21 protein-coding genes are annotated in these 24,260 nt (G+C 55.2%); 3 read left to right on the top strand and 18 right to left on the bottom strand.

Annotated elements, in window-relative coordinates; genetic code table 11:
• Nucleotides 1–35: 35 nt before the first annotated feature.
• The 6 genes from ACI48J_RS03295 to ACI48J_RS03270 all read right to left on the bottom strand — a co-directional run bounded on the left by ACI48J_RS03295 (nucleotide 36) and on the right by ACI48J_RS03270 (nucleotide 7,583).
• The gene (locus tag ACI48J_RS03295; RefSeq protein ID WP_326056315.1) at nucleotides 36–1,607 is read right to left on the bottom strand and encodes a response regulator; all 1,572 of its coding nucleotides are present in this window, start codon (nucleotides 1,605–1,607) and stop codon (nucleotides 36–38) included.
• 93 nt (nucleotides 1,608–1,700) lie between these two features.
• Nucleotides 1,701–3,341 carry an extracellular solute-binding protein gene (locus ACI48J_RS03290; RefSeq protein WP_405081651.1) on the bottom strand — a complete coding sequence of 547 codons (1,641 nt, stop codon included), beginning with the start codon at nucleotides 3,339–3,341 and terminating at the stop codon, nucleotides 1,701–1,703.
• Nucleotides 3,342–3,431: 90 nt separating this feature from the next.
• Nucleotides 3,432–4,328: a carbohydrate ABC transporter permease gene (locus tag ACI48J_RS03285; RefSeq protein ID WP_405081649.1), complete on the bottom strand. Its 897-nt coding sequence runs from the start codon at nucleotides 4,326–4,328 to the stop codon at nucleotides 3,432–3,434.
• Between the two features lie 25 nt (nucleotides 4,329–4,353).
• Nucleotides 4,354–5,322 (bottom strand): ABC transporter permease subunit, encoded by a 969-nt coding sequence (locus tag ACI48J_RS03280; protein ID WP_326056309.1) that lies wholly within the window; start codon nucleotides 5,320–5,322, stop codon nucleotides 4,354–4,356.
• Nucleotides 5,323–5,535: 213 nt separating this feature from the next.
• Nucleotides 5,536–6,555 carry a biotin synthase BioB gene (bioB, locus tag ACI48J_RS03275; protein ID WP_405081648.1) on the bottom strand — a complete coding sequence of 340 codons (1,020 nt, stop codon included), beginning with the start codon at nucleotides 6,553–6,555 and terminating at the stop codon, nucleotides 5,536–5,538.
• Between the two features lie 269 nt (nucleotides 6,556–6,824).
• The gene (locus ACI48J_RS03270) at nucleotides 6,825–7,583 is read right to left on the bottom strand and encodes a sugar phosphate isomerase/epimerase (RefSeq protein ID WP_326056304.1); all 759 of its coding nucleotides are present in this window, start codon (nucleotides 7,581–7,583) and stop codon (nucleotides 6,825–6,827) included.
• Between the two features lie 172 nt (nucleotides 7,584–7,755).
• Between ACI48J_RS03270 and ACI48J_RS03265 the strand changes: the two genes are divergently transcribed.
• Nucleotides 7,756–8,649 carry an AraC family transcriptional regulator gene (locus ACI48J_RS03265; protein ID WP_326056302.1) on the top strand — a complete coding sequence of 298 codons (894 nt, stop codon included), beginning with the start codon at nucleotides 7,756–7,758 and terminating at the stop codon, nucleotides 8,647–8,649.
• 568 nt (nucleotides 8,650–9,217) lie between these two features.
• On the opposite strand, the gene ACI48J_RS03260 is transcribed toward ACI48J_RS03265, so the two are convergent.
• The 9 genes from ACI48J_RS03260 to ACI48J_RS03220 form a co-directional block, all read right to left on the bottom strand.
• Nucleotides 9,218–9,865 (bottom strand): hypothetical protein, encoded by a 648-nt coding sequence (locus ACI48J_RS03260; protein WP_405081646.1) that lies wholly within the window; start codon nucleotides 9,863–9,865, stop codon nucleotides 9,218–9,220.
• Nucleotides 9,866–9,998: 133 nt separating this feature from the next.
• The gene (locus ACI48J_RS03255) at nucleotides 9,999–10,859 is read right to left on the bottom strand and encodes an inositol monophosphatase family protein (protein WP_405081644.1); all 861 of its coding nucleotides are present in this window, start codon (nucleotides 10,857–10,859) and stop codon (nucleotides 9,999–10,001) included.
• A 143-nt stretch (nucleotides 10,860–11,002) separates the two neighbouring features.
• Nucleotides 11,003–11,497, bottom strand: coding sequence for a S24/S26 family peptidase (locus tag ACI48J_RS03250; RefSeq protein ID WP_405081643.1), 495 nt, complete (start codon nucleotides 11,495–11,497; stop codon nucleotides 11,003–11,005).
• Nucleotides 11,497–12,324, bottom strand: coding sequence for a hypothetical protein (locus ACI48J_RS03245; protein WP_405081642.1), 828 nt, complete (start codon nucleotides 12,322–12,324; stop codon nucleotides 11,497–11,499). The genes ACI48J_RS03250 and ACI48J_RS03245 overlap by 1 nt, the downstream gene beginning before the upstream one ends.
• 207 nt (nucleotides 12,325–12,531) lie before the next feature.
• Entirely contained in the window at nucleotides 12,532–13,308 is a 777-nt protein-coding gene (fabI, locus tag ACI48J_RS03240; RefSeq protein ID WP_009676877.1) for an enoyl-ACP reductase FabI, read from the bottom strand.
• 221 nt (nucleotides 13,309–13,529) lie between these two features.
• The gene (uvsE, locus tag ACI48J_RS03235; RefSeq protein WP_326052428.1) at nucleotides 13,530–14,531 is read right to left on the bottom strand and encodes a UV DNA damage repair endonuclease UvsE; all 1,002 of its coding nucleotides are present in this window, start codon (nucleotides 14,529–14,531) and stop codon (nucleotides 13,530–13,532) included.
• Nucleotides 14,532–14,800: 269 nt separating this feature from the next.
• Nucleotides 14,801–15,124 carry a hypothetical protein gene (locus ACI48J_RS03230; RefSeq protein ID WP_326052429.1) on the bottom strand — a complete coding sequence of 108 codons (324 nt, stop codon included), beginning with the start codon at nucleotides 15,122–15,124 and terminating at the stop codon, nucleotides 14,801–14,803.
• A gap of 156 nt (nucleotides 15,125–15,280) precedes the next feature.
• Nucleotides 15,281–16,420, bottom strand: coding sequence for a D-alanine--D-alanine ligase (locus ACI48J_RS03225; RefSeq protein ID WP_326052430.1), 1,140 nt, complete (start codon nucleotides 16,418–16,420; stop codon nucleotides 15,281–15,283).
• A gap of 33 nt (nucleotides 16,421–16,453) precedes the next feature.
• The gene (locus ACI48J_RS03220) at nucleotides 16,454–17,476 is read right to left on the bottom strand and encodes an amidase domain-containing protein (protein ID WP_405081640.1); all 1,023 of its coding nucleotides are present in this window, start codon (nucleotides 17,474–17,476) and stop codon (nucleotides 16,454–16,456) included.
• A 268-nt stretch (nucleotides 17,477–17,744) separates the two neighbouring features.
• Here ACI48J_RS03220 and acnA point away from each other — a divergent pair, with 268 nt between their 5' ends.
• A complete protein-coding gene (gene acnA / locus ACI48J_RS03215; protein ID WP_405081638.1) occupies nucleotides 17,745–20,468 on the top strand; it encodes an aconitate hydratase AcnA in 2,724 nt (907 codons plus the stop codon).
• A 60-nt stretch (nucleotides 20,469–20,528) separates the two neighbouring features.
• Here acnA and ACI48J_RS03210 read toward each other — a convergent pair whose 3' ends face one another.
• The 3 genes from ACI48J_RS03210 to ACI48J_RS03200 form a co-directional block, all read right to left on the bottom strand.
• Nucleotides 20,529–20,729, bottom strand: a complete 201-nt coding sequence (locus tag ACI48J_RS03210) for a DUF1272 domain-containing protein (RefSeq protein WP_326052433.1) — start codon at nucleotides 20,727–20,729, stop codon at nucleotides 20,529–20,531.
• A 270-nt stretch (nucleotides 20,730–20,999) separates the two neighbouring features.
• Complete coding sequence (locus ACI48J_RS03205; protein WP_405081636.1) at nucleotides 21,000–21,935, bottom strand: cation diffusion facilitator family transporter; 936 nt, start codon at nucleotides 21,933–21,935, stop codon at nucleotides 21,000–21,002.
• 208 nt (nucleotides 21,936–22,143) lie between these two features.
• Nucleotides 22,144–22,884 (bottom strand): IclR family transcriptional regulator, encoded by a 741-nt coding sequence (locus ACI48J_RS03200; protein WP_326052435.1) that lies wholly within the window; start codon nucleotides 22,882–22,884, stop codon nucleotides 22,144–22,146.
• Between the two features lie 297 nt (nucleotides 22,885–23,181).
• Here ACI48J_RS03200 and ACI48J_RS03195 point away from each other — a divergent pair, with 297 nt between their 5' ends.
• Nucleotides 23,182–24,195: an alpha/beta hydrolase gene (locus tag ACI48J_RS03195; protein ID WP_405081634.1), complete on the top strand. Its 1,014-nt coding sequence runs from the start codon at nucleotides 23,182–23,184 to the stop codon at nucleotides 24,193–24,195.
• Nucleotides 24,196–24,260 lie beyond the last annotated feature (65 nt).

Here is a 24,260-nt window from a genome sequence, read left to right as displayed (position 1 = left end):
CGGCTCCTTTCCTGCACCCGGAGTGCATTCCGCTGTTAGTGGTTTCTTCTGAACTGCATGGGGGTCATACCGAACGTTTCCTTGAACTGCCGACTGAAATAAGGCAGATATCTATAGCCGATCCGGTCCGCCACCTCGTAAATTTTAAGCGTGGGATCGCCCAGAAGCTCCTTCGCCTTCTCCATCCGCAGAGCAATCACGTAATCGCTGAAATTTTGGCCGGTTTCTTCTTTGAACACATGGCCGAGATAGTTCGGGGAAAAAGAAAAACGGTCCGCCACGTCGCGCAGCGTCACATTCTCCTGCAGCCGTTCCTTGATGTACTCCATCATATCGCGGATCAGCTTGCGGTTCTTGCTCTGATTTCCCATGTTCAACTTCTCCGAAATTTCGAAAAGCATGCGGCGCATCCAGCTCCGTATGTCCTCGATGGTTTCGAATTGGAGCAGGATGTCCAGGTTCTGCAGCTCCATCCCCAGCAGCGTGAACAACTGCTCGTTTCTCGTCTGGAGATAGCCGTCCAGCTTGACGATCAGATACGTGGCGAAGTTATGGATCGTAAAACGCGACCGCAGACAAACCGCCACGTTAAACAGCCGGTCGATTTCATCATGAATGCCGACCAGGTCATACTGGACCATCGCGGTGAACAAGGCGTCGAGCCGGAATTCCAGCTGCTTGGCGTCGGCGATTTCTTCCTTCGGAATTTCGCGGGTCTCGATAATCTTCGCTTTTCCGTAGAACATCTTGGCATCGAGAGCGGCGAGCGCCTCGCGGTAAGACTCCTGCAGAGCCGACGGATCGTCAGCCGGGTTGCCGAGCCCGATCGTGATCGTAAAAGGAAAATGCTCCTTCACGTATGCGATCACCTCCTGAAGCTCTCTGGTCCCCTTCTCATCGGCCGTAACCAGCAGGCCCAGACGCTGCTTCGTGATCCGGCACATATGGGTGATTCCGCGCGGCCGGCACAAATCCATAATTTGTCCGCCGAAATCGTTGAGCATATCCTGGCGTTCCTTCGCCGTATAAGGATTCAGCTTCCACGACAGATCGTCGGTTTCCAAAACCGCGGCCCGGATGGGATACCGGATCGGTTCCAGGCCTTCCTCGGTCAACAGGTCATCGAGCTCCTGCCGGCCTGCCGTGCCTTCCAGCAAACGAAACACATATTCATTGTGCACAATCGGTCTCATCTGCTCGAAGGCCCGTTCCGTTTTGCGGCGCTTCTGCTCCCGGTTAAGATCGCCTATAATCGTTTCCAGCGATTGGATCAGTTCGTTATCATCCATGGGCTTTAACACATAGCTGCACGCTTTTAGAGAAAGCGCTTCCTTAACATAGCCGAAGTCTTGATGCCCGCTGACGAAAATAACCCGCAGTCCCGTATGCCGCTCCAGCGCCTTACGGGCCAGCTCCAGACCGGTCATGCTCGGCATCCGTACGTCCGTCACGAGGATATCGACCTTCTCCTGTTCCATAACCCTTACAGCGTCGAAGCCGTTATTGACGGCCCCGACCACGTGAAGACCGAGACGCTCCCAAGGGATAAAAGTCTGCATGCCCTCCAGGTCCAATATTTCATCATCTGCCAGCAGCACGTTATACATGTTGTTCTCCTTTCCCGGCGAATAGCAAAAGAGGTATACCCCAAGTATACCTCTTCTGCCCGCCTCGGCGGCATTAAATTTCCAATCCGCTTCTTATTTGCCGATTTTCTTCTTGTTTTCCTGCCAGCGTTCCGTTTGGTATTTCAGCAGCTTGGCGTATCCGGCAGCCTGAGCGTCTTTCTCCGCTTTATCCAGGATGGATGTCACTTCCGCATCGCTTTTCGCGAAGAGGGCTTTGGCGCGGGATTCGGTGAAGATATCCTTAATGCGCTGCTGTACCATACCTTCTTCCGTGTTGGAAGGCGGATCGAGGTTTACGAACTCCGTACGGTTGAATACGGTTTTCCATGCCACTTGCGTCTGATTGCGCGTTTCCCAGCTTTGTTTTTCAGGAGGAAGCTTCAACTCGATATCCGTTTTGGCCGTATCGATGTAGGTCGTATTGCCGACCCATTGCAGGTTGACGAGAGAATCCATCAGCTTGGCGCGTCCGGTTGCGTCGCTGTAGTATTTATCCGTGAATTTAGGTGTGCCTTTCTCGTCTACACCCTTCCAGTATTCGCCTTCAGGACCCCAGAACATAACGCGCTGTCCTTCTTCTCCGGTCATCCAATCGAGGAAAGCAAAGATCGCTTCCGGATTTTTCGCGCTCTTCGTAATGACGTTTACGTTCCAGCCGAGCGTCGCGTAGTGGCCAGGGAACACTTTGGTTTTGTCTACGCCTTCTTTATGAACCGGCCAGATCATTTGGTAGCCCGGGTGGCTCGGATCCTTCGTTTGAAGAGCCGTCGTGCCTTTGGAGCCGAATTCGGTCACGCTGGAAGCTGCCATAACCGCAACTTTGCCGTTGTTCACTTTCTCGTCGATCTGGTCTTTCGTTTGAGTCAATACGTCTTGAGTAATCAATTTCTCACGGAAAAGCTTGCTTGCGTAAGTCAGAGACTCCCGGTAAACCGGATCCGCGAAAATCGATTTCAGCTCGTTGCCTTCCGGAACGGCACGCATGGAGATGTTCGTGACCGGGTGATCGTTAGCGAAGCCCGGATACATGATTTCAACGTTCTGCGCCTGCACCCCGGAATCGAACGGAACGACATCCGGATACTTGGCTTTTACTTGTTTCAGGTAAGCGTACAGATCATCGTAGGTTTCGAGCTTCGGTTCGCCCAGTTCTTTGTAAATTTTCAGGTTGATCATATAACCCGCGTTGCCTGCAGGACGCTGCGTATACCAGTTCGGGAACTGATAGAGCTTACCGTCGCTGGAGCGCAGCATATTGAGGGTCGCTTCTCCCGCCCATTTCTTGAGGTTAGGATATTTGTCGAGGTATTCGTCGAAAGACACCAGCATGCCTGCCGCGCGCAGTTTCTCTACCTGGGCTCCACGCTCCATCCAGATGACATCCGGCAGCTCTTTGGAAGCCATCAGCGTATTGAACTTCTGCTCGGAGTTCCCGCCGTTAGGCACGCCCGTTACGTTGACTTTCTTGTTTTCTTTTACCCATTTTGTAGCGAGATCCTGGCCCCACACCGGCATAGTGAACCAGTCGTAGTTGCCGTAGAAGCTGATATCCAGCTGCTGCTCGCCGAACTTCACTCCGGTCGATTGAGCGGTACCTTGTTTGCCGGAATCCGAAGCGGCCGGCTTGCCGTCGCTGCTGCAGCCGCTAAGCACCGCGATGGAAGACAGCACGGTAATGAGCGTGAGCGAGACCCCTTTTTTCCATTTTGCCATTTGTGACACTCCCCTTAATCGATATTATAATCTATGTGGTCAATCGTGTTGCACCTGGTTGCGCTTACATTCCGTTTGAAAAGCGAAGATCTACTCCTTGAGGGAGCCGATCATAACGCCTTTCGAAAAATATTTCTGAACAAAAGGATAGATGAGCATAACGGGCAGCGTAGAAACGACCATCGTGGCCATCGACAACGATTTGGTCGTAATCGACTGCATCTTGGACAGTTGGGTCAGGGCCGCAGAGTCCAGATTGGCTAGCTGCTCCGACATAATATTGGAGTTTAAAATTTGTCTCAGCAGTGTTTGTACCGGGTACAAATCGGTGTTGTTCAGGTAGATGCTGGGCAGAAACCACTCGTTCCAGTGCTGAACCGCCGTGAACAGCCCCAGCGTGGCGATAACGGGCCCGGACAAAGGAAGCACGATCCGGAAAAACACCGACCAGGTGCTGCAGCCGTCCAGCCTGGCGGCTTCTTCAAGCCCCGCCGGAATACTCCGGAAGAACGTCATGAAGATAATCATGTTCCAGACGTTGATCAGTACCGGCAAGATCATGACCCAGAACGTATCCATCAGGCCGAGGCCCCGGATGAGCAGGAAGGACGGGATCAGGCCGCCGGTGAAATACATCGTGACCACGGCCATAACCATGTAATATTTGCGGAAGACAAGCTCGCGCCGGGACATCCCGTAGGCGAAGATGGAGGTCGCCAGAATGCCGAGAATAGTTCCCATCACCGTGCGGCTGATCGTAATCAGAAAGCCTTGAATGATCCTCTTGTCTTCGAAAACGACGTTGTAGTTTTCCAGTGTAAAATCGCGCGGCCAGAAGGTGATACCGCCCATCATCGTGTCTTTCCCGCTGTTGAACGAAATGACCACCGAATTCCAGAACGGATACAGCGTAATGAAGGCCAGAAGTATCAGCAGCGTATAGATGACGACCGTCATGACCCGGTCCCCGAAGCTTGCTCTCAACATGTTGTGTCCGCCTCTCTTTCTCCAGCTACCATAGACTTTGCCCCGTTCTGCGGGCAAGGAGGTTGGCGCCGCTCAGCAGAACAATACTGATCACCGCTTTAAACAATCCGACTGCCGTCGCGTAAGAGAACAGCTGGTTCTGAATGCCGGTCCGGTATACGAACGTATCCAGCACGTCCGAGTATTCCCGAAGGACCGGATTCGCACTGAGCAGAAGAATATCTTCGTATCCGCCGTTGGCGCCCGCGTTCATCAGACTTCCGATGGCGAGAATAAGGAAAATGATGATGACCGGGAAAATACAAGGTAATGTAATCAGATAAATTTGCTTAAAACGCGACGCTCCGTCGATCGAGGCGGATTCGTATAGAGCCGGATCGATTCCCGCGATAGCCGCCAAATAGACGATCGAACCAAACCCGATATCTTTCCATATCCCCGTGGAGATCAGGATCGTCCAGAAATATTCCGGAATCGCCAGGAAGTTGATCGGCTCGTCGATCATGCTCAGCTTCTGCATAGCGATGTTCAAGCTTCCGTTGTCCGTGGACAGGAAGGACGTCACGAATCCCGCCACGACAACCCAAGACAAGAAGTGGGGCAGGTACGTGACCGTTTGTACGACGTTTTTGAAAAGCTTGTTCCGGACCTCGTTCAGCATGAGGGCCAGTATAATAGGCGCCGGGAATGCGATCAGAAGTTTGAACAAACTGATCATGATCGTGTTCCTCATGACCCTCGGAAAATCAGGAGACTCGAAAAACATTTTGAAATGCTTGAGCCCTACCCAAGGACTTCCGAAAAAACCGTTGAAAAGATCATAATCTTTAAATGCGGTCAACACTCCGTACATCGGAATGTAATGGAAGATAAGAAGAAAAACAATTCCTGGCAATACCATGAGCTGAATATCCCACTGTTTGAAAAAACGCTTCCATATCGACGGGCTTTTCGCCTCTTTACTTACGCTGGTTTCTACTGCAACTTGTGCCATGGTCTCCCCCTCCTTTCCGGCCTTAAGCCGTTAGACTAATTGTATCCGCTTTCGCTTTGTCCGCCCATTTGACGGAACAACGAAAATTAATACTATTCAATGCAATTCACATTAGATTGTATAAAAATGCAAAAAAAGCAGAGGGCGTTCTGCCCTTCTGCTCTTTTCTTGTATATTCTTCCTTACGGTGCGTCCGTTCGCTTAAACACCTGCCTACAAGGCGCACAGTTCGATCTCGAAACCGAGGTCCTCCAGCATCCGGTGGTCTTCGCCGGCTTCCTGGCCTTCCGTGGTCAGATAATCCCCCAGGAAAATGGAGTTGGCCGCATACAGGCCCAGAGGCTGTAGCGATTTCAGATTCACTTCCCGGCCGCCGGCGATGCGGATTTCCTTCGACGGGCAAATCAGCCGCATGAGCGCGAGAATTTTGAGGCACTGCCGCGGATTCAGGCTCCGTTGTTCCGCCAGCGGCGTGCCGGGAATCGGGTTCAGGAAGTTGACGGGAATGGAGTCGGCATCCAGCTCACGCAGCGCGAAAGCCATCTCCGCCAATTCCTCTTCCGACTCGCCCATTCCCGCAATAATTCCGGAGCAGGGCGACATTCCGGCCCGCTTCGCCTGCTCTACCGTCCGGACCCGGTCATCGTATGTATGCGTGGACGTAATTTTGGCGAAATGGGAAGCGCTCGTGTTGAGATTGTGGTTGTAGCGGTCTACCCCGGCTTCTTTCAGACGCACAGCCTGCTCGTCCGACAAGATGCCCAGACAGGCGCAAATTTTCAGGGGCATTTCCCCTTTAATCGTCTGCACGGCTTCAATCACCTGATCCAGCTCACGGTTAGTCGGTCCTCTGCCGCTGGCGACGATGCAGTAGGTGCCCACTTTCATCTCCAGCGCTTTCCGCGCCCCCTCGATCAGAACATCCTTCTCCAGAAGCGGGTACTTGGTGATAGGGGCCTTGGACACGATGGATTGAGAGCAGTAGCCGCAGTCCTCGGGGCACAGCCCGCTTTTCGCGTTAATGATGAGATTAAGCTTCACCTTGCGTCCGTAGTAATGCTTGCGTACACGGAAAGCCGCCTGCATAAGGGGCAGCAGTTCATCGTCGTCGGCTTGGAGTACGGTAAGCGCCTCTTCCATCTCCAGCTTCTCACCTCGAAGCGCCTTGTCCGCGTAATGTTCCCATCTGGACAGGGTTCCTGTCCCCCCAGCCGTTTGTTGTTCCGTATGCATGCTCAGCACGTCCTTTCTTGCCAAAAAAGTTGAATAATCATCCGAAGGTTACATTTCATAAATTTCGCTCGGCCGTTAATTGTTAACCAAATAAAATAAATCAAGGTTTACAATCAGGTTTATTGTAACAGGATTTCACCCGCACGGGAAGTTATTTCCGGTCCGGTATTCGCAAAGGCAATCCTTCCCCATTTAATGCTCACAAAAAAAGAGCATCTCCCCAAGGGAAATGCTCTTCCTGAACCGCCGGACCCCGGCGGGTTAAATGCTTACCGATAGTTTTGGCGCAGCCATTCCCGGCTTGCCGCAATGCTTTCGAACGGCGGATTCTGGCACTCGTCCTGCTCGACGATGAACCACTTCGTACCGATTTCTTCGGCGGCGGCCAGCACCGGCTTCAGGTCGACTTCGCCTGTGCCCAGCTCAACCGTGAGCAGCTTGCCGTCTTCCTTGCGCAGGTCTTTCACGTGAAGAAGCGGCGTTCTGCCCGCATACTGCTTCATAACCCCGATCGGATCGAAGCCGGCGTTATGAGCCCAGCACACATCCAATTCCACGAACAGCTCATTTTCCGGGAGCGCGGAGAAAAATGCGTCAAACATCGTCTGATCGCCGATTTTCTCTTCAAACTCGAACGAATGGTTATGATAGCCGAAAGCGATTCCGTGTTCCGCGAAACGGCGGCTGCTCTCCTTGAGAATTTCCACGATTTCACGGAAGCCTTCCTCCGTACGTTCAGGCGGAAACCAGCCCGGGCAGGCGACATACTTGCTGCCGATGGCCACGTTCATTTCGATTTCCTCGTCCAGGTTTTCCTGAAGACGGTGAATGCCCACATGACTGCCGACCGAAGTCAGGTTCAGTTCTTTCAGAAGTTCACTCAATTCACGGGGGGAAAGCCCTCCGTAACCGGCAAATTCTACCCCTTCATACCCGAGATCCGCCACTTTTTTCAAAGAGCCTCTGAAGTCCTTCTCCGTTTCCGAACGCAGGGTGTATAACTGCACGCCAATTCCGATCTTTGTCATCTACGATCACCTTTCCTCTGTCCTGGGTTATGGGGATGTCGGAAGGGAAACGCTTCCCTTCGCCAAAAAAACCTCTCCTTCTATTGATACCATACCTCGTTTATAATGAGAATGAATGATCCACGCGGAACATGAACTATTTTGCTAAATTATCAAAAAGGAACGATGCCTCGTGACAGGAATTCAGGACCCGGCGTCAGCCGTTAAAGATGAGGTCCATATTTTGTCCGCCGGTTATTCGGTGCACCGCAAGCCTTTCGTCTCCAATCAGCGGGACGGAATCCAATACTATTTGCTGCGTCTTCAAACGGAAGGCACCTGCCAGGTTTGGCAGGAAGGCCGCTATGTGACCGCAGAGCCGGGCGATCTTCTGCTGTACCGTCCCGGAGACGCCTACGAGCTGCGCATCGGCAGCCAGCACGAGACTTTACCGCCGGACGCCGATACCGTGTACAGCGGCGATTATTACCTGATGTGCAGCGGAAGCTGGATGGACGCCTGGTGGGAGCGTTTCAAGAGGCCCGGCATCATCCGGGTCGGCCTGGACGACAGCTGGCTGAACATCTGGCGGGAAATTTTCCGCGAACGCCGCCGGCTGCACGATAACCTTCAGGAAATCGGCGACTATCTCGTTCGCGTGCTCTGCCTGTCGCTGGACCGCGTCATCGGCGATCTCTCGGATCTGGGATCGTTTCCCCAGAAGCCGCGCTTTTCTTACATGGTCCAGCGCATGAAAACGTACATCGAGCAGAACGCCTCGGAGGCCTTCACGCTCCAGGATCTGGCCGACCACGTCGGACTGAGCACCTCGCGCGCGGGTCACCTGTTCCGCGAGACGTTCGGCCAGTCCGTCATGGATTACGCCATCGAGGTCCGGATCTCGATGGCGTGCGAGCGCATCCGCTTCGGCGCGATGACGCTGGAGCAGGCTGCGGAGTCGTGCGGCTTCCACAGCTATTCTTACTTCCACCGCACCTTCCGGGCGCGGATGGGCCTCTCTCCCCGCGAGTACCGCGACGGCAAGCTCGGCAGCCTGGAGAAGCCTCAAGAGCACGGCGTGACTTGAGGCGGGACGGCGGCACACGGCGATTTAGCCGGGCGAAGTCGCGACGCGGGGCCTGCTTTTGCCGCGCGGACGCATCGGCGGTGCGCAGCGCTTCGGCGTCGCTTCGCGGCCCGGCCGCCTTCCCTGCCGCGCAGGCGGAAGCGGGGCCGCATGCGGGCGGGCCGTGCTTTTGCCGTGAGACGTGCGGCAAGATGCGGCTGCGGCGTTAGCGCAGCTATGGCATTAGCGCAGCTGCGGCGTTGTAGCATCGGCCGGAGCGTTAATGCGGAAGCGTAGGTGCCTCAGAGGCATAGCCGCTTCGGCTGCACCTGCCGCGCCGTACCGGCCGAAACCGCGGCCAAACCAAAACAGCCCTTATCCTCTCCCGGACAAGGGCTGTTTTCCTGCTGCGCCGAACCGGCTTTTTGTATGTCTTCCTGCGGCATCTCGAAGTACGCATCGAAAGCCAGCGTCCCACGGTGGAGCCCCGCGTGCCATGCTCCTGCGGATACACAGCAAACCGCTCCTTCCGCTCCGCTTTTACCCGGCGCAGACCCTCCTGCCTTCCCCCGAACGGCTCCGCCGACGGCTAAGGAGCGACTTTCACCGCTTTGACCCAACTGACGTCTTTGCCCCATTTTTTCTCGTGGTATGAGAACAGGATGTAGGTGCGCCCGTCAGTCGCATCCGTGCCCGCTTCCTTGGCGTAATAACGCACTTTCGCCGGGAAAGTCTCGCCGGTGTAGACGAACCCGCCGGACATACCCGCCTTCTTCGCTTCTTCTTCGTTCGTCGACGCGCCTGTAAGCCGCTCGATCATCTCCAGCGCACGCGGCATCGTCACGGCATCGGGGCCAAAGGCGTAGCTCTCCGGCTTCTGGCCCTTGCCGAGCGCGTCAGGCGCGGGCTCCCAGGCGGCCACGGTGCCGTTCTGAACGTAAGGATACACCTTGTAGCTGTATCCTTCCTGCTTCAGCGCTTGGCCGCCGGCGCTCTCCAGCTCTACCTCGACCACCGTCGCGTACGCCGCGGCTGCGGATGCCTGAGACGGCACCTCCGCAGGCTTCTCCGCCGCAGGCACGACCCGGGCACGGAGCTTAATGTCCTCGGGCGCCAGCGTCGGATCTATGTTAAAACGGATTACCGCGTATATCCCGGCAGCCAGACACAACAAAATGAGTCCGATCAGCCATTTTCTTCTATTCATCCGTTCCCCTCCGTTTCTCTCTTTGTCCATGTTACTTCCTCCGCGCAAAAAAAACAAACCCCGAAGTATCCTTCGGGGCCTCGGGCCTAAGCCTTCGCATTTCCTTGCGTCCCGGTACCTAAGCGGGTTCCGGCGGCGCCTCAAGTCAACAAGTCCGAAAAGCCTATAAACCCGTAGCGCCGGCCTGCCGAAGCTCGTTTTGCAGCTCGTCGTGAATAAGACCGTTTGTCGCCAACACATGGCGTACGCCAAGCGTATAAGGCTGTCCCGCCGTATCGGTTACACGGCCGCCCGACTCCTGGACGAGCAGCGCACCCGCGGCTATATCCCAGGCATTCAGTCCGATTTCGTAGAAGCCCGACAGACGGCCCGCCGCTACGTAAGCCAGATGCAGCGCCGCCGAACCCGCATTGCGGAGATTGCGCACCTTCGGCATGAGAGCGTTGATACCGGCCAGGTTGATCGGAAGAGCGCCTTCGCGGTCGGCGGGGAAACCGGTTCCGACCAGACTTTCGGACAGCGCCGACTCACCCGATACGCCAAGCTTGGCGGCTTTCAGATAAGCGCCCTTGCCTTTTTCCGCCACAAACAACTCGTCTCGCATGGGATCGTAGACCACGCCCACAATCACTTCGCTTTTGTAAGCAAGCGCTATGGACACGCTGAAGAACGGAAATCCATGTATAAAATTCGTCGTACCGTCGATAGGATCGACGATCCATAAGTATTCGGCATCGCTCACGTTCTCCAGGGCGGCCGCCGACGCCTCGGGCCCCGGCTCCACGCCTTCCTCGCCTAGAAACGCGTGATGGGGAAAATGCGTCAGAATCAAATTGCGGATCATTGTCTCCGATCCCTTGTCCACTTCCGTCACAAGATCGTGGGAGGAATACTTCACATCCACCCGGCGGATTTCACCCACCCGGCTCTTAATCCATTCGCCCGCCTTCGCGGCGGTATTGATAGCGACGGCCGTAAAGCTTTTGCCGCCGACACGGTAAGGTTCCTGATTTACAGTCGTCATTGGATATCACTCTTTTCTCTCGCAATCTAGTATAGTTCTAGTATAGTAAATGAAACGAATTCCGTGCCACATCGTTTCACCCAAATTTCCTCGTAGGATCTGCCAAAAAATAAAGCCGCACGCGCGGCGCATTCATCCGCCGGTCAATTTCTCTGCCCGCGCAGCCTTCCCACAACCCGCGAAACTAGACGGAACCCCCGCGAAAGTACCGGAAAAGCCGTCATGATCCGGCCCCAGATCCGGAAGCCGGGCGACAGCCTCGACGATACGCGGCCTTCCCGGCTTATCGTCTCCAGCCGGGCCAGCACCTTCGCGGCGGGCACAGGCGGATCGAAGCCGATGTTCGCGTCGCCCTTGCAGAGCAGCGGAGCCTGCGGGCCTTCTCCTCCACGGCGGATCAGGCGGTGGGCGATAAGCCCGCCCTCTTCCCCTTCGAAGAGGACGATATCGCCTCTCCGGAGATCCGCGGCGCTCACCTGCACGAACGCGCAGACGCTGCCCTCGCGGATGAGCGGCCGCATGCTCGTGCCGCGCGACGGAATCTCCACGCGCCCTTTAAGCTCCAGGGCGCGCCGCACGACAAGCGCCTCGGCGCCGAGTCCTCCGCTGCCGAGCCGGCTATGGACCTCTCCGCCCATCAGACGCCGGCCTTACGGGGAGCAATGACATTCCAGAAAAGATCGTTCTTCTGGAAGAAAAGCTCGTGGACCGGTACCCGTTCCAGGAAGCGCATGCACAGATGCATCACCGTGCGGGTCTCCTCCGCCCCCGTCGTCCAGAAGAAAACCTGGCTCATGACGATCGGCAGGGCGTCCGCCGCTTTCATCGGCTCCGTCCGGACATCCTCCGACTGCCTGAGCACGTACATCCCCTCCAGCGGAGCGGCCGGAATGCCCTCGCCGATATCCCAGCGCGAATCGCTGCGGAAAGGCGAGTTGTACGCCAGCGCCCCGGCTCCGCCGTCCGGTCCCGCTTCGGGAAGGGCAATCACCGTCGCCTCGTCGCTGAGCAGGACACGCGGCCTGGACAGCAGCGCGGCCGTTGATTTGCCTGCTCCGGACGGCCCGGCGAACAAGTAGCCCCTGCCGTCCTGAACGGCGCACGAAGAGTGCATCAGCAGGCCCAGCCCGTTGCGGATGAGGAAAGCGCTGTAAACGTTCATCAGCGCATGCTTCAGCGCGAACTCGTCCTGAACCGCCACGGAAGCCGACTTAAGGTCCTCGTCGGCTTCGATCCGGTAATCGGCCCGGGTATAGATAACCTTGCCGCCGCGCCTCTCCACGGCAACGTCGAAATCGACAAACGGCACGCCGTAGCCGCCCTTTATGTTCAGCCGCAGACGCGGCTCTTCCCCGTCGTCCCCGAAGCCTCGATCAAATGATTCCCTCAACCACTCACCGAGTACCGGGGAGTCCGTTTCAATGCCGATCCGCTCATTTCCGATCCGGGTCAAAAAACGCGCCATGGACAGTCCTCTCTTTTTGCAAAATAAGCTTGATTTTCATAAATTTTACCTGATATCGGATCGCTTCACAACAACAAAAAACACAAAAACCCCCATAGACGGAGCACACCCACCCATTCTCTCGAGGTGTAACCGCCCAAAGGGGTCTTCATGTATGTATGGAGTTGCAAATTTTCGGAAGGACTATTCCTTGCAGGCAGCGCAGCTTTACGCGCCTACGATGTTGTAACCGCCGTCTACGTGAATAATTTCGCCGGTAATGCCGCGCGACAGATGGCTCATCAGGAACATGGCCGTATCGCCGACTTCCGCCGTTTCCGTCGTTTTGCGCAGCGGAGCTTTCTCTTCCACCTGATGCAGGATGGAGTTGAAGTCCTTAATGCCTTTGGCGGCTAGGGTACGGATCGGACCCGCCGAAATGCCGTTCACACGGATACCGTGCTGGCCAAGATCGGCCGCCAGGTAACGTACGCTTGCTTCCAGCGCCGCTTTGGCCACGCCCATCACGTTGTAGTTGCGCATAACGCGTTCCGCGCCGAGGTAGGTCATCGTCATGATGCTGCCGCCCTCCGTCATCAGCGGATACATGTGCTTCGACACCGCAACCAGCGAGAATGCGCTGATGTCCTGTGCCAAAGCGTAGCCGTCGCGGGAAGTGTCCACGAACATGCCTTCCAGCTCTTCCGTCCGTGCGAACGCGATGCTGTGCACCACTCCGTGCAGAACGCCGAACTCGCCTTTGAGCGTATCAGCCAGGCGTACGAGATCTTCGTCTACCGTTACGTTGCAGGGCAAAATAAGCGAATCCGGAATATTACCGGCCAATTTGCGTACACGCTCTTCCACACGCTCGCTCTCGTAAGTGAATGCGAGGCGCGCGCCTTGAGCCGCCAAAGATTGCGCAATCGCCCATGCGATGCTGCGGTCGTTGGCAACCCCCATAACCAGAATGTTCTTGCCGTTCAATAAACCCGATGTCGTCATTCGACAATCTCCTCTCGGTTCGAAATTGGACAATCCTTCACTTTAACAAGGTACCCCATTTGACCGGCAAAGACAAGGAGAACACGGCAAAAACATGCACCGTTACCGGATTAACGCGAAATTCCGGAGGTTTTTATAGATTTAAGCGAAAAATCGCGGCCTATGTGGGCCATCATCTCGCAGAGTCCGATTCCCTTGCCTTCATCGCTTCCGGCACGATCCTAAGGAACGTTTATTTGCACGGAAGCCTCTGTCAGTATGTCTACGTCTTTTTCCGCTTCCAGATCCTTCATCAGACGAAAAAGGGCGGCATCCTTCATTTTGGCTTCAATCATAACGTCGAGCCGCGGAGTGATCCCGGCAATGCCTCTGAGAAATTCCAGCAAAGGTCCGGCGTCCACATAATCCGCATGGCTCCGGATATCTTTATCGTTCTTGGGGCTCGATACATGGATTTTGGGCGGCAGCGGCTGATCCGCGCAATCCGGAAGCGAGACGCAAAGCTGCCCTTCCCATGTCGCCTGTATCCGGGGCCACAGCTCCAGAATGTCCTCCCCCTCGTTGTTCACTTGGTGATGATGGACATCGAGCACCATGGGCACGCCGACCTTCTCGCAAATTTCCAGCGTTTCGCGGGCGGTGAACGTTTTGTCGTCGTTCTCCAGAGTGAGACGGCGCCGGGCGCTTTCGTTCAAATCGGCAAAATGAGCCAGAAACCGCTTAGCCGCTTTCGGCTTGTCTCCGTAAGTTCCGCCTACGTGGATGTTGAGCTTGGCGTCCTCTCCGAGTCCCATTGCCTCCAGCATCGCGGCATGCCGCTCAAGGTCCGCATAAGACTTGAGCAGGACATCTTTGCGGGGGGTGCTGAGAACCGTAAAGTGATCGGGATGGAAACTCGTCCGCATTCCGTGCAGCTTGGCGTAATCCCCCACTTCTTTAAATTCCTCGGCAAGAGCCGGGATCGGATCCCAGCCTTCCAGCATGTCATGGCCTAGTAGGGGAATCAGTTTGGACGAATAGCGGTACACCTTGATATCGTAAGCGCGGTTATGCCTAAGCAGCCGAAGCGTATTGTGAAGGTTCTCGGCTCCTATTCTCTCCAGCTTGCGGACAGCGGCTTCCCGGTCATTCAACTGGCCGAACAGCGTTGCCGTCATCGTCTTGGACGGGGACGCATTCTTCACTTCCGTGGACATCGCCACATACCCCAGGCGTACGATCATGGCCGTTGGTCACATCCTTGCTCCTGATTGGTCTTTAGTGATAAGATGCCCAGAATAAAAGGCGCTTATATTTATGAAGGAAAAATTTTAACGATCCGAAATTTCAGCGGCCCAAAACAAAAAGCAGCCGTTTTCTCAACCGGGGCCGAGATCAAAGCTGCTTTTCATATTCACGGTATAAATGGATGAAACGGGTAGGAACATGTTCAATTCCCTTGAATCGGACGTTATCCCGCTTCCTTAACGGATTATCCGGAACGGTCCGCCTTTTATTGGTTTCCTTGTTCGCCGAAAAACATCTCGTGGGCGAGCGCGGTCTGCACGCGCGCCTCTTCCTCGGTCAGCTTGCGCACCAGATCCATCTCCACGAGGGTAACTTCATCCCCCTGAAACGTGATTTCCGCGATGGAAGCGCTGATCTTTACGATAGCCACCGCCTCGTTGGCCGGCGAATACGCGATTACTTTCTGGCCGGTCGGATACACGCGGAACCCGCTTTTGCGCATTTTGCAGCGCCCGTATTCCAACAGCTCGTACAGTTCCTGCTCGGATTTGAATTTGCATACGGAATTAAATTCGGTCTGAAAGCCCATAGCGCCCTCCCGGCTGATCGAAATAGTAGTCGTTGCTAAAAGCGCATGCGGGAAAGCCGCTCCGGCGTCAGCCTCCGTTTTCCCCGGGCCCGCGGGGTTGTACCTGCGGACGGCAGCCTGCTCCCCTGCATGCGAAATCGGTGTCCGGCCAAGCCGTTACTCCACCGTATATTTGATTTGCTGTTTGGCCGCGTGGCGTTCCAGCGCAAGCCGGATGAGATCGTCCAGCAGCTCCGCGTAAGGTTTGCCGGATTCCTTCCAGAGAAGGGGATACATACTGAACGGGGTAAAGCCCGGCATGGTGTTGATCTCGTTGATATAAATCTGGCCGTCCGTCCGGGTCAGGAAGAAATCGACCCGCGACAGGCCCGATCCGTCGATGGACTGGAACGCCTGAACGGCGAGCTCCTGAATCTGCGCGGCGGTTTCTTCCGGCAGATCCGCCGGAATGACCATCGTCGATTTGCCATCGACATATTTGGCCTTGTAGTCGTAAAACTCGCTGGAAGATACAATCTCGCCCGGAACGGAGGCCAGAGGCTCTTCGTTGCCGAGGATGGCGACTTCAATCTCCCGCGCGTCCACGAATTCTTCCACAATCACCTTCCGGTCGAACTGGAAGGCATACTCCACCGCTTCGATCAGCTCCTGCCGGTTGCGGGCTTTGGAAATACCCACGCTCGAACCCAGGTTGGCCGGCTTGATGAAGCACGGATACCCGATGGAAATTTCGGTTTCCATCAGGAAGAACGGCTGATCCTTCTCCCACTGGGAACGGGTGAAGTGCCGGTACACGCACTGCGGGAGCCCCTCCTGCGCGAACATTTTCTTCATGGCGACTTTGTCCATTCCGACGGCCGAGGCGAGCACGCCCGCTCCCACGTACGGAATGTTCGCCATCTCAAGCAGCCCCTGGATGGTGCCGTCCTCTCCGAAAGTGCCGTGCAGCAGCGGCAGCACGACATCGACGGCTTCCGTCCGGGCGGCTTCACCCGCAGCGGCCACTTCGGCCATTACGCCGCCCGCCTGGCTCGTAAGGCCGGAGAAGAAAGGAGCCAGAGCCGCGCCCGCCGCTTCGCCCTCGGAAGCGTCGAAGGCGAGCAGCTCCTTGCGCTCCACCCGGCCGTTCAGAGCCGCTCCCCGGCGCCATTCCCCCTGCTTTGTAATATAGAAAGGAGTAATCTCATACTTCGATACATCCAATGCTCCAATGACGGCATGCGCGGTCTGCAAAGATACCTCATGCTCCCCGGATTTACCGCCATAGATCAGTCCTATCCGCAATTTCCGGCTCATGTTTCCCCTCCGCCTGATTTCTATAATCTTTATTTATCCATCCATTTCATCCGAAACACGGACAAAGGCGTACCGGGTTTTATCCGTCCACGCGTACGAGTCCTTATAATCCCAGTAGCGGTGCTTGCTGCTGACGGTATGCGCGTTCACGAGCGGCATACCGCTCGCATCCAGTGCGGTCACGAACGTATTGTGCTGAAAACGTCCGTCCCCGTCCCAGTCATAGCTGATAAAATCGCCCGGCCTTAGTTCGGCGGCCGAGGAAACGAGCGTTCCGCTCAGCCCTCTGCGGGAAGCGGGCACGTAAAGCTGAAGAGCCTGGGCGACCGCCCAGCTGTAACTCCAGAGCTCGCGGCCGCCCTGCTTGCCCGCGTACCACCAGCCGGCGCCTCTTTTCCCAGTATAGTTCATCGGTGTCCCCCCTGCAAAGAGACATTGGGAGACGTAGCTTGTGCAGTCCACTTCAAATTCAATAAAAGCCGGATTGTACCGGTTCCACCAGGTGTCCGCATATTTGACCGCTTTGCCGCGATCGTAAAGCTTCTTCCGGGTTTCGGGGTAAGTTCCGACATGGTTCAGTATACTATAATTCAGGTAGGGCTGCGACGAGGAGATTTCACCTTCGGGCGTGTAAATTCCTTCCTCCGCCAGCCAGGAGTACGATTGTCTCGTTTTTTCCCGCTCACTCTCCCGGGCCGAAATCTGCGCGATGATCCAGCGCGATCCCTTACGGATCAAGCCGACCCGTTCCCGGATGACGATGCATTCCTTCCGCTCCCTGCCCCCTTGTTCGTAAAAAAACTGCTGCTGGCACTCGACGTCCGCGGTAACGCCTTCCTCGTGTTCGTGCACATGCTGAAGCTTAAGCCGCATTTCTCCACGCAGCGCCTTGACTCCGCGTTCTTTACGGCTTTCGATCAGCCTGTGATACCTGGCGTCGGTTTCCCGGCTGAACCGTTCGTCTTCCACAACGTTTGCCAGCACTCCGGCCGACGCTTCCGTTTCCGCCGTATTGCGTGCGTGCAGATAATCGTACAGCGCTGTTTTCCAGGACATGCCTTTCCCTCCCAAGAGCCAAGAGTCCGCTGCGTGGACCGGCCTTATACGCATCGATAATACGCGTGGATATTCGCTTAAATATATGAAAAATTTCAAATAAAAATGAGTCATTTTATTCTTTACGCGGCAGGGGGAACACGGTATACTAAGGATATAGCGAAATATGAAATTGAGTTTCATCAGATGAAACATCATCAACCAACCAAACGTAAGACCCTGACAAATTTCAATTCGCCATTTCAAAGATCATAAGGGAGGCTTTGCAATGCCGCAAAAAGACGCTTTTAACGTACGCAAGCAGCTGACGGTAGGCGGTAAATCTTACCACTACTACAGCCTGCAGGATCTCCAGCAGCAGTTCGCCGGAATTTCCAAACTGCCTTTCTCCATTAAAGTTCTGCTTGAAGCCGCGATCCGCCAATACGACGGCCGCGCCATCACGGACGAACACGTGAAGCAAATCGCAACTTGGGGCGACGAGAACGCCGACCACAATAAAGAAATTCCTTTCATTCCTGCCCGTATCGTCCTGCAGGATTTTACCGGCGTACCGGTTGTAGTTGACCTCGCGGCAATGAGAGACACCGTTGCACGCGCAGGCGGAGACCCTAAACGCATTAACCCGCTCGTTCCGGTTGACCTGGTAATCGACCACTCCGTTATGGTCGACGCTTTCGGTAACGGTATGGCGCTTGAAACCAACATGGAGCTTGAGTTCGAGCGTAACGAAGAGCGCTACCGCTTCCTGCGCTGGGCGCAAACCGCATTCGATAACTTCCGTGCCGTACCTCCGGCAACCGGTATCGTTCACCAGGTAAACCTGGAGTATCTCGCTTCCGTTGCGGCTACCAAAACGGTAGACGGCGAAACGACCGTATATCCGGATTCCCTGGTAGGTACCGACTCCCACACCACCATGATCAACGGTCTCGGTATCGTAGGCTGGGGCGTTGGCGGTATCGAAGCCGAAGCCGGTATGCTCGGACAGCCGCTGTACTTCGTAACGCCTGAAGTTATCGGCTTCAAACTGACCGGACGTCTTGCCGAAGGCGCAACGGCGACCGACCTTGCCCTCACCGTCACTCAAACTCTTCGCAAGAAGGGCGTTGTCGGTAAATTTGTCGAGTTCTTCGGTCCCGGCCTTGAGGACCTCGTCCTGTCCGACCGTGCGACGGTTGCCAACATGGCTCCCGAGTACGGCGCAACCGTAGGTTTCTTCCCGGTTGACAACAGCACGCTGGAATACCTGAGAAACACAGGCCGCAGCGAAGAGCAGATCGCTCTCGTTGAAGCTTACTATAAAGCGCAAGGCATGTTCCGCACGAAAGACATGGAAGATCCGATCTACTCCGATGTAATCGAAATCGACCTGTCCACCGTCGTACCGAGCCTTGCAGGTCCTAAACGTCCTCAAGACCGCGTCGAGCTGACGGCGATGAAAGAATCTTTCAACGACATCCTGCGTACGCCTGTAGACAAAGGCGGATACGGCCTGTCCGACGAGAAAATCGCCGAAGAAGTCGAAGTGAAATACGCGGACGGCAGAACAGCCAAAATGAGCACGGGCGCCGTTGTAATTGCAGCGATCACGAGCTGTACAAATACATCCAACCCGAACGTTATGCTCGGTGCGGGCCTTCTCGCGAAGAAAGCCGTAGAGCGCGGCCTGAAAACGCCGGCTTACGTGAAAACTTCCCTGACTCCGGGTTCCCTGGTCGTTACCGACTATCTGGAGAAAGCAGGCCTGCTTAAACCGCTTGAAGATCTCGGTTTCTTCGTAGCGGGTTACGGCTGCGCAACTTGTATCGGTAACTCCGGTCCGCTTCCGGACGAGGTGAGCCAAGCCGTTGCCGACAACGACATGACGGTCGCTGCCGTTCTGTCCGGTAACCGTAACTTCGAAGGCCGCGTTCATGCACAGGTTAAAGCGAACTATCTCGCTTCCCCGCCGCTTGTTGTCGCTTACGCGCTGGCAGGCAACGTGAACATCGACCTGACGAAAGATCCGATCGGCTACGGCACGAACAACGAGCCTGTCTACCTGAAAGACATCTGGCCGAGCAACAAAGAAATCGAGGAAGCTGTCGCGACAGCCGTTACGGCCGAAGCTTTCCGCGAGAAATATAAAGACGTGTTCCGTGCCAACGAGCGCTGGAACCAAATCGCGGTACCGGAAGGCGAACTGTACGAGTGGGACAAAAACTCCACTTATATTCAAGAGCCTCCGTTCTTCCAACACCTTGGCCAGTCCCTGGACGACATCAAAGACGTCCGCGGCGCCAAAACGCTTGCACTTCTTGCCGACTCCGTTACGACGGACCACATCTCTCCTGCCGGTAACATCAAGGTAGACAGCCCTGCGGGCAAATACCTGATCGAGCATGGCGTGGACAAAAAAGACTTTAACTCCTACGGTTCCCGCCGCGGTAACCACGAAGTCATGATGCGCGGTACGTTCGCGAACATCCGCATCCGTAACCAAGTGGCTCCGGGCACCGAGGGCGGCGTAACGACTTACCTGCCGACAGGCGAAGTGATGTCGATTTACGATGCTTCGATGAACTATCAGGATAAAAATACTTCCCTCGTCGTTATCGCGGGTAAAGAGTACGGAACCGGAAGCTCCCGTGACTGGGCGGCCAAAGGTACGCTTCTGCTGGGCGTCAAAGCCGTTATCGCAGAGAGCTTCGAACGTATTCACCGCAGCAACCTGGTAGGTATGGGCGTACTTCCGCTTCAATTCCTTGAAGGTCAAGGATGGAAAACGCTTGGTCTGACAGGCCGCGAAACCATCGAAATTTCCGGCTTGTCCAACGATGTGCAGCCGGGCGAGCAAGTAACCGTAACGGCTACCCGTGAAGACGGCACGTCGTTCGAATTCAAAGCTATCGTCCGTCTGGACAGCATGGTGGATGTGGATTACTACCGTAACGGCGGTATCCTGCAAACCGTACTTCGTCAAATGATGTACGAAAAAACCAACGCTTAATAACCGGTAAACCAAAAAGAGAGCCCTCGGGCTCTCTTTTTTTGCGTTAGAAGTGACTTCTTAGCCCAGCGGACAAGCTGCTGCAGTTAACGGCGTACGCGGTCTTCGAACCAGTTCTCCCGAACAGTTAGGGCAGATGTGACCTCTCTCTTCCGTGCAATTTTTGCAGAATGTGCATTCATGCACGCAAATGTAAGCTTCAGACTGAGCGTCAAGCTTGTGCCCGCAAATCTGGCAATCCGTTTTCATGGCAAGACTCATACCCGTATCCCCTTTAACGTGAATTCGATCCTCGATGCTTTGATCTGACTTCAGTGTATAAAAGAAAAGCCGCCGTATACAGACATCTTCTAAACCTTTAGGGGTGCAGCGATCCTATAAATTTTAGTAAAAGGCCGTGCAAAACTTAAATTTTAAAATCAGGCTGCGCCGTTCATAAAAACCGCTTTGTATGGCACAGAAAAAAAGACGGCCCTTCCTTCCGCAGGAATGCCGTCTTCGTTATTTTTTACTTTTTTTCCGTTAACCGGGTTAGCTGCTGCTTTTGAATGAGTGATCCCGGCCGGCATCCGGGTTATGCTCCTCATCCGGGTACCAAGGATTCAGATGGACAAGCACCTCGTCCACTTCGGGATGTTTGGCCCGGATCGCTTCCTTGATGCCGCGTCCGATATCGTGCCCCTGCTGAATCGTTAACGTGCCCATAATACCGATCCGCGCATCAACGAGTATGTAATGGCCGTGTTCGCGGGCACGCAGCCGGTCGATGCGCTTGACGTCGGGGAACGACTCAATGATCTCTTTATACTGCTGCAGCTTGGCGTCCTCGACGTTCGTTTCCATTAGAATATTGACCGCTTCCGTCCCCATCGTATAAGCGAGCTTGATGACGAGAAAAGAGACGATAATTCCGGCTGCCGGATCGCCGTAGGCCAAGAAAGGAATATCAAAGTAATCCCCGGCCAACGCCAGTGCGATCCCCGCAGAAGCGGCAATGGAAGCATAAACGTCAGCCAGATGATCGTAAGCCGTGGCAATAAGGCCTTTGCTGTTCGCGGCCCTGCCGAGCCTCATCGTATATACGTACAGCCATTGCTTCCAGACCAGGGAAATAACCGCCGCGATCAGAGCGAGGACATGAGCTTCGCCCGGCGGCTCTAAAAGCGCCATTACCGCATGATACCCCATATAGATTGCCGCGGCGCCCAACAGAAGCGCGACGGCCCCCGAGCCGAGCACCTCCGCTTTACCGTGCCCGTAAGGATGATCGTGGTCGGCCGGGCGGTTGGAAATCCGCATGGAGCTGTAAGCCGTTGCCGTGGCAATCACGTCTCCGGCATTATGTATTCCGTCTGCAATCAGAACCTGGCTGCCGAACAACCAGCCGACGACCAGCTTGATGCCCGTTAGGACGACATTGCTAATCAGGCTGATCCAGATCGCAATCATCGACTTGCGCTGTTCCATCAACCCGTCCCCTTCCGTATGTTCCGATCTAGTATTGCCCCCAGGGTGGTAAAAAATGCCTGCACACGTCTTCCTCAACCGAATATTGGGGAAAAAGGCCGCGCGGAAAGGGAGCATGCTTTTCCTCCCTTGCCCGCCCGGGCAAGCGAAGGCCAGCTGGCGAGGGCTCAGCTGGCCTTATCTATTGATACGCAACCCCCATGCCGCGCTATCTCAGCATGGTGCCCATCCGCCGGGCCGCCTCCATCACGACCGGAGCCTGCTCCAGCATGGCCTCCAGCGTGAGCCGGTTGGACGGCCCCGACACCGCCAGCGCGGCCACGAGCTTGCCCGCGCGGTTAAACACCGGAGCGGCAAGCGCCGCCGCTCCCGGTTCGCGCTCCTCGACGCTGGTGGCGTAGCCCGCCTTCCGCGTCTCGTGAAGCTGCTGCAGGAACGGTTCCCGCAGGATGCCCGCAAGCTCGGCCTCCAGCATCGCCTGTTCCTGCACCTCCGCCTCGCCGAAGGCGAGAAGGATTTTGCTCGATGCCCCGACGAACAGGGGCATTCTCGCACCGACCGGCGCGACCCGCCGGATCGCGTGGTTGCTCTGCACGGCCTGGACGCGTACGCGTTCCCGGCCGTCTCGCACGTACAGCGAGATCGTCTCGTTCACCTGATCGCGCAGGCGTTCCATCTCCGGCAGCAGAATCATGCCGGGATCGTCGCTCTGGGACATGTGCGCGGCAAGTTCCCAGATGCTGAAGCCGAGCCTGTATTTGTCACCGTCGGATTCCCTCACAAGGAATCCCTTCGCCTCCAGGGACGCAAGGAGACGGTAAACCGTGCTTTTATGCAAAGAGACTTTGGATGAAATCTCCGTTAACGTCAGTTCGGTTGCGTCGGTATAACACAGGAGTACATCCAGTGCCCGTTCCACGGCGCGGACGGTCGATTTCGCTTCCTCCATCGGGTTTCACCACCGCCTATTTTTGTTTCACATAGTGAAACTCTGTTTCTTTTATTATACTTGATGAACCCTCGAAAGGCAAAGGAAAAAACCGCCCGAAAGCCTTGTATTACAGCGAGATTACAAGACAATTAACATTGTGTTGCACATATTGACGAAGTGTGTAAGTTGACATAATATAAGAGTACCACGAGGTCCTTTTCAGAATATTTAGTTAATTATAAACCTTCTAATTATTCAGGTTCCTACTAACTAAATTCTCCTACAAAGACCCATTCTCCAAAGGAGGGAACCTATATGAGCATGCATCCCGTTAACTCGACTCCCCTTCAACCCGCACCGCTGGAGCATATTCCGGTTAAATCGTTTTCGCGACGCAAGAAGGCTGTCCTGCTTTCACTTCTCTGCTTCTTCGTGCTCTGTTCCAGTCTGATCCTCGGCTTCCACGGTTTTATCGCCTGGACACTGGCCCGGCCTACCATTGCGCCGTTAAGCTCGAACCCTGCGAAAGCGGTCGGTCTGCCTTATCAGAACGTTACGTTTCCCAGCTCGAACGGCAGCAGCACGCTGAGCGGCTGGTACATTCCGACGGCACAAGCTTCCTCCCGGACGGTCATTTTCTCGCACGGGTACGGCGGCAACCGCGAAGAACTGTGGGTCCCCATCTATTCTCTTGCCAAAAAGCTTCATGACAGCGGATACAACGTGCTGATGTTCGATTACGGCTACGTCCATCCCGGGAACGACCGGATCGTTACGGCCGGTATCCAGGAATCCAAAGAGCTTCTTGGGGCCGTTAATTATATTAAAGAAAAAGGCTCCGAGCGCGTCTATGTATGGGGCTTCTCTATGGGAGCGGGCACAGCCCTCCAGGCCGCCCTGCAGACTAAAGATATCGACGGCATGATTCTGGACAGCACGTTCCTGCTCAATCCCGATACGCTTTATCATAATATGAAACAGTATGTTAATATTCCTAAATTCCCTTCGCTCCCTCTTGTCCGTGTATTTTTCCCGCTTCTTAACGGGGTTAACATGAATCAGATTCCGTATCAAGCCGTCACTACTCATGAATATCCGATGCCGATTTATTTCATTCACGGCGATGAAGATGAACGGGCCCCGCATGAAATTGCCGAACAGGTTTATAAAAATCAGCACAACGTGTTCAGCAACTACTGGGTGCTTCCTACCGGCAAACACGAACTGATCTACTCGGCGAAACCCGACGAATACATCACCCGCACCTTCGGGTTCCTGAAAACAATCTCCCGTCCCCAGCTTTCGGAATCGGGTTTTGTTGAAATGTAAGTAGAATAGGCCAATCCCTCCCTTGAATAAAGATAGGAATAACGTTGATTCCGGGGAGGTTAGTC

Source organism: Paenibacillus chitinolyticus, from assembly GCF_045038035.1.
GTDB classification, from domain to species: Bacteria; Bacillota; Bacilli; order Paenibacillales; family NBRC-103111; genus Paenibacillus_F; species Paenibacillus_F chitinolyticus_A.
The sequence above is the reverse complement of the archived record's forward strand: the minus strand, read 5'-3'. Positions and strand labels throughout refer to the sequence as shown.

What these genes read in the sequence shown, in the direction of transcription:
- ACI48J_RS03295 (WP_326056315.1), bottom strand. Translation starts at nt 1,607, where the DNA reads ATGTATAACGTGCTGCTGGCAGATGATGAAATATTGGACCTGGAGGGC.
- ACI48J_RS03290 (WP_405081651.1), bottom strand. Translation starts at nt 3,341, where the DNA reads ATGGCAAAATGGAAAAAAGGGGTCTCGCTCACGCTCATTACCGTGCTG.
- ACI48J_RS03285 (WP_405081649.1), bottom strand. Translation starts at nt 4,328, where the DNA reads ATGTTGAGAGCAAGCTTCGGGGACCGGGTCATGACGGTCGTCATCTAT.
- ACI48J_RS03280 (WP_326056309.1), bottom strand. Translation starts at nt 5,322, where the DNA reads ATGGCACAAGTTGCAGTAGAAACCAGCGTAAGTAAAGAGGCGAAAAGC.
- bioB (WP_405081648.1), bottom strand. Translation starts at nt 6,555, where the DNA reads ATGCATACGGAACAACAAACGGCTGGGGGGACAGGAACCCTGTCCAGA.
- ACI48J_RS03270 (WP_326056304.1), bottom strand. Translation starts at nt 7,583, where the DNA reads ATGACAAAGATCGGAATTGGCGTGCAGTTATACACCCTGCGTTCGGAA.
- ACI48J_RS03260 (WP_405081646.1), bottom strand. Translation starts at nt 9,865, where the DNA reads ATGGACAAAGAGAGAAACGGAGGGGAACGGATGAATAGAAGAAAATGG.
- ACI48J_RS03255 (WP_405081644.1), bottom strand. Translation starts at nt 10,859, where the DNA reads ATGACGACTGTAAATCAGGAACCTTACCGTGTCGGCGGCAAAAGCTTT.
- ACI48J_RS03250 (WP_405081643.1), bottom strand. Translation starts at nt 11,497, where the DNA reads ATGGGCGGAGAGGTCCATAGCCGGCTCGGCAGCGGAGGACTCGGCGCC.
- ACI48J_RS03245 (WP_405081642.1), bottom strand. Translation starts at nt 12,324, where the DNA reads ATGGCGCGTTTTTTGACCCGGATCGGAAATGAGCGGATCGGCATTGAA.
- fabI (WP_009676877.1), bottom strand. Translation starts at nt 13,308, where the DNA reads ATGACGACATCGGGTTTATTGAACGGCAAGAACATTCTGGTTATGGGG.
- uvsE (WP_326052428.1), bottom strand. Translation starts at nt 14,531, where the DNA reads ATGATCGTACGCCTGGGGTATGTGGCGATGTCCACGGAAGTGAAGAAT.
- ACI48J_RS03230 (WP_326052429.1), bottom strand. Translation starts at nt 15,124, where the DNA reads ATGGGCTTTCAGACCGAATTTAATTCCGTATGCAAATTCAAATCCGAG.
- ACI48J_RS03225 (WP_326052430.1), bottom strand. Translation starts at nt 16,420, where the DNA reads ATGAGCCGGAAATTGCGGATAGGACTGATCTATGGCGGTAAATCCGGG.
- ACI48J_RS03220 (WP_405081640.1), bottom strand. Translation starts at nt 17,476, where the DNA reads ATGTCCTGGAAAACAGCGCTGTACGATTATCTGCACGCACGCAATACG.
- acnA (WP_405081638.1), top strand. Translation starts at nt 17,745, where the DNA reads ATGCCGCAAAAAGACGCTTTTAACGTACGCAAGCAGCTGACGGTAGGC.
- ACI48J_RS03210 (WP_326052433.1), bottom strand. Translation starts at nt 20,729, where the DNA reads ATGAGTCTTGCCATGAAAACGGATTGCCAGATTTGCGGGCACAAGCTT.
- ACI48J_RS03205 (WP_405081636.1), bottom strand. Translation starts at nt 21,935, where the DNA reads ATGGAACAGCGCAAGTCGATGATTGCGATCTGGATCAGCCTGATTAGC.
- ACI48J_RS03200 (WP_326052435.1), bottom strand. Translation starts at nt 22,884, where the DNA reads ATGGAGGAAGCGAAATCGACCGTCCGCGCCGTGGAACGGGCACTGGAT.
- ACI48J_RS03195 (WP_405081634.1), top strand. Translation starts at nt 23,182, where the DNA reads ATGAGCATGCATCCCGTTAACTCGACTCCCCTTCAACCCGCACCGCTG.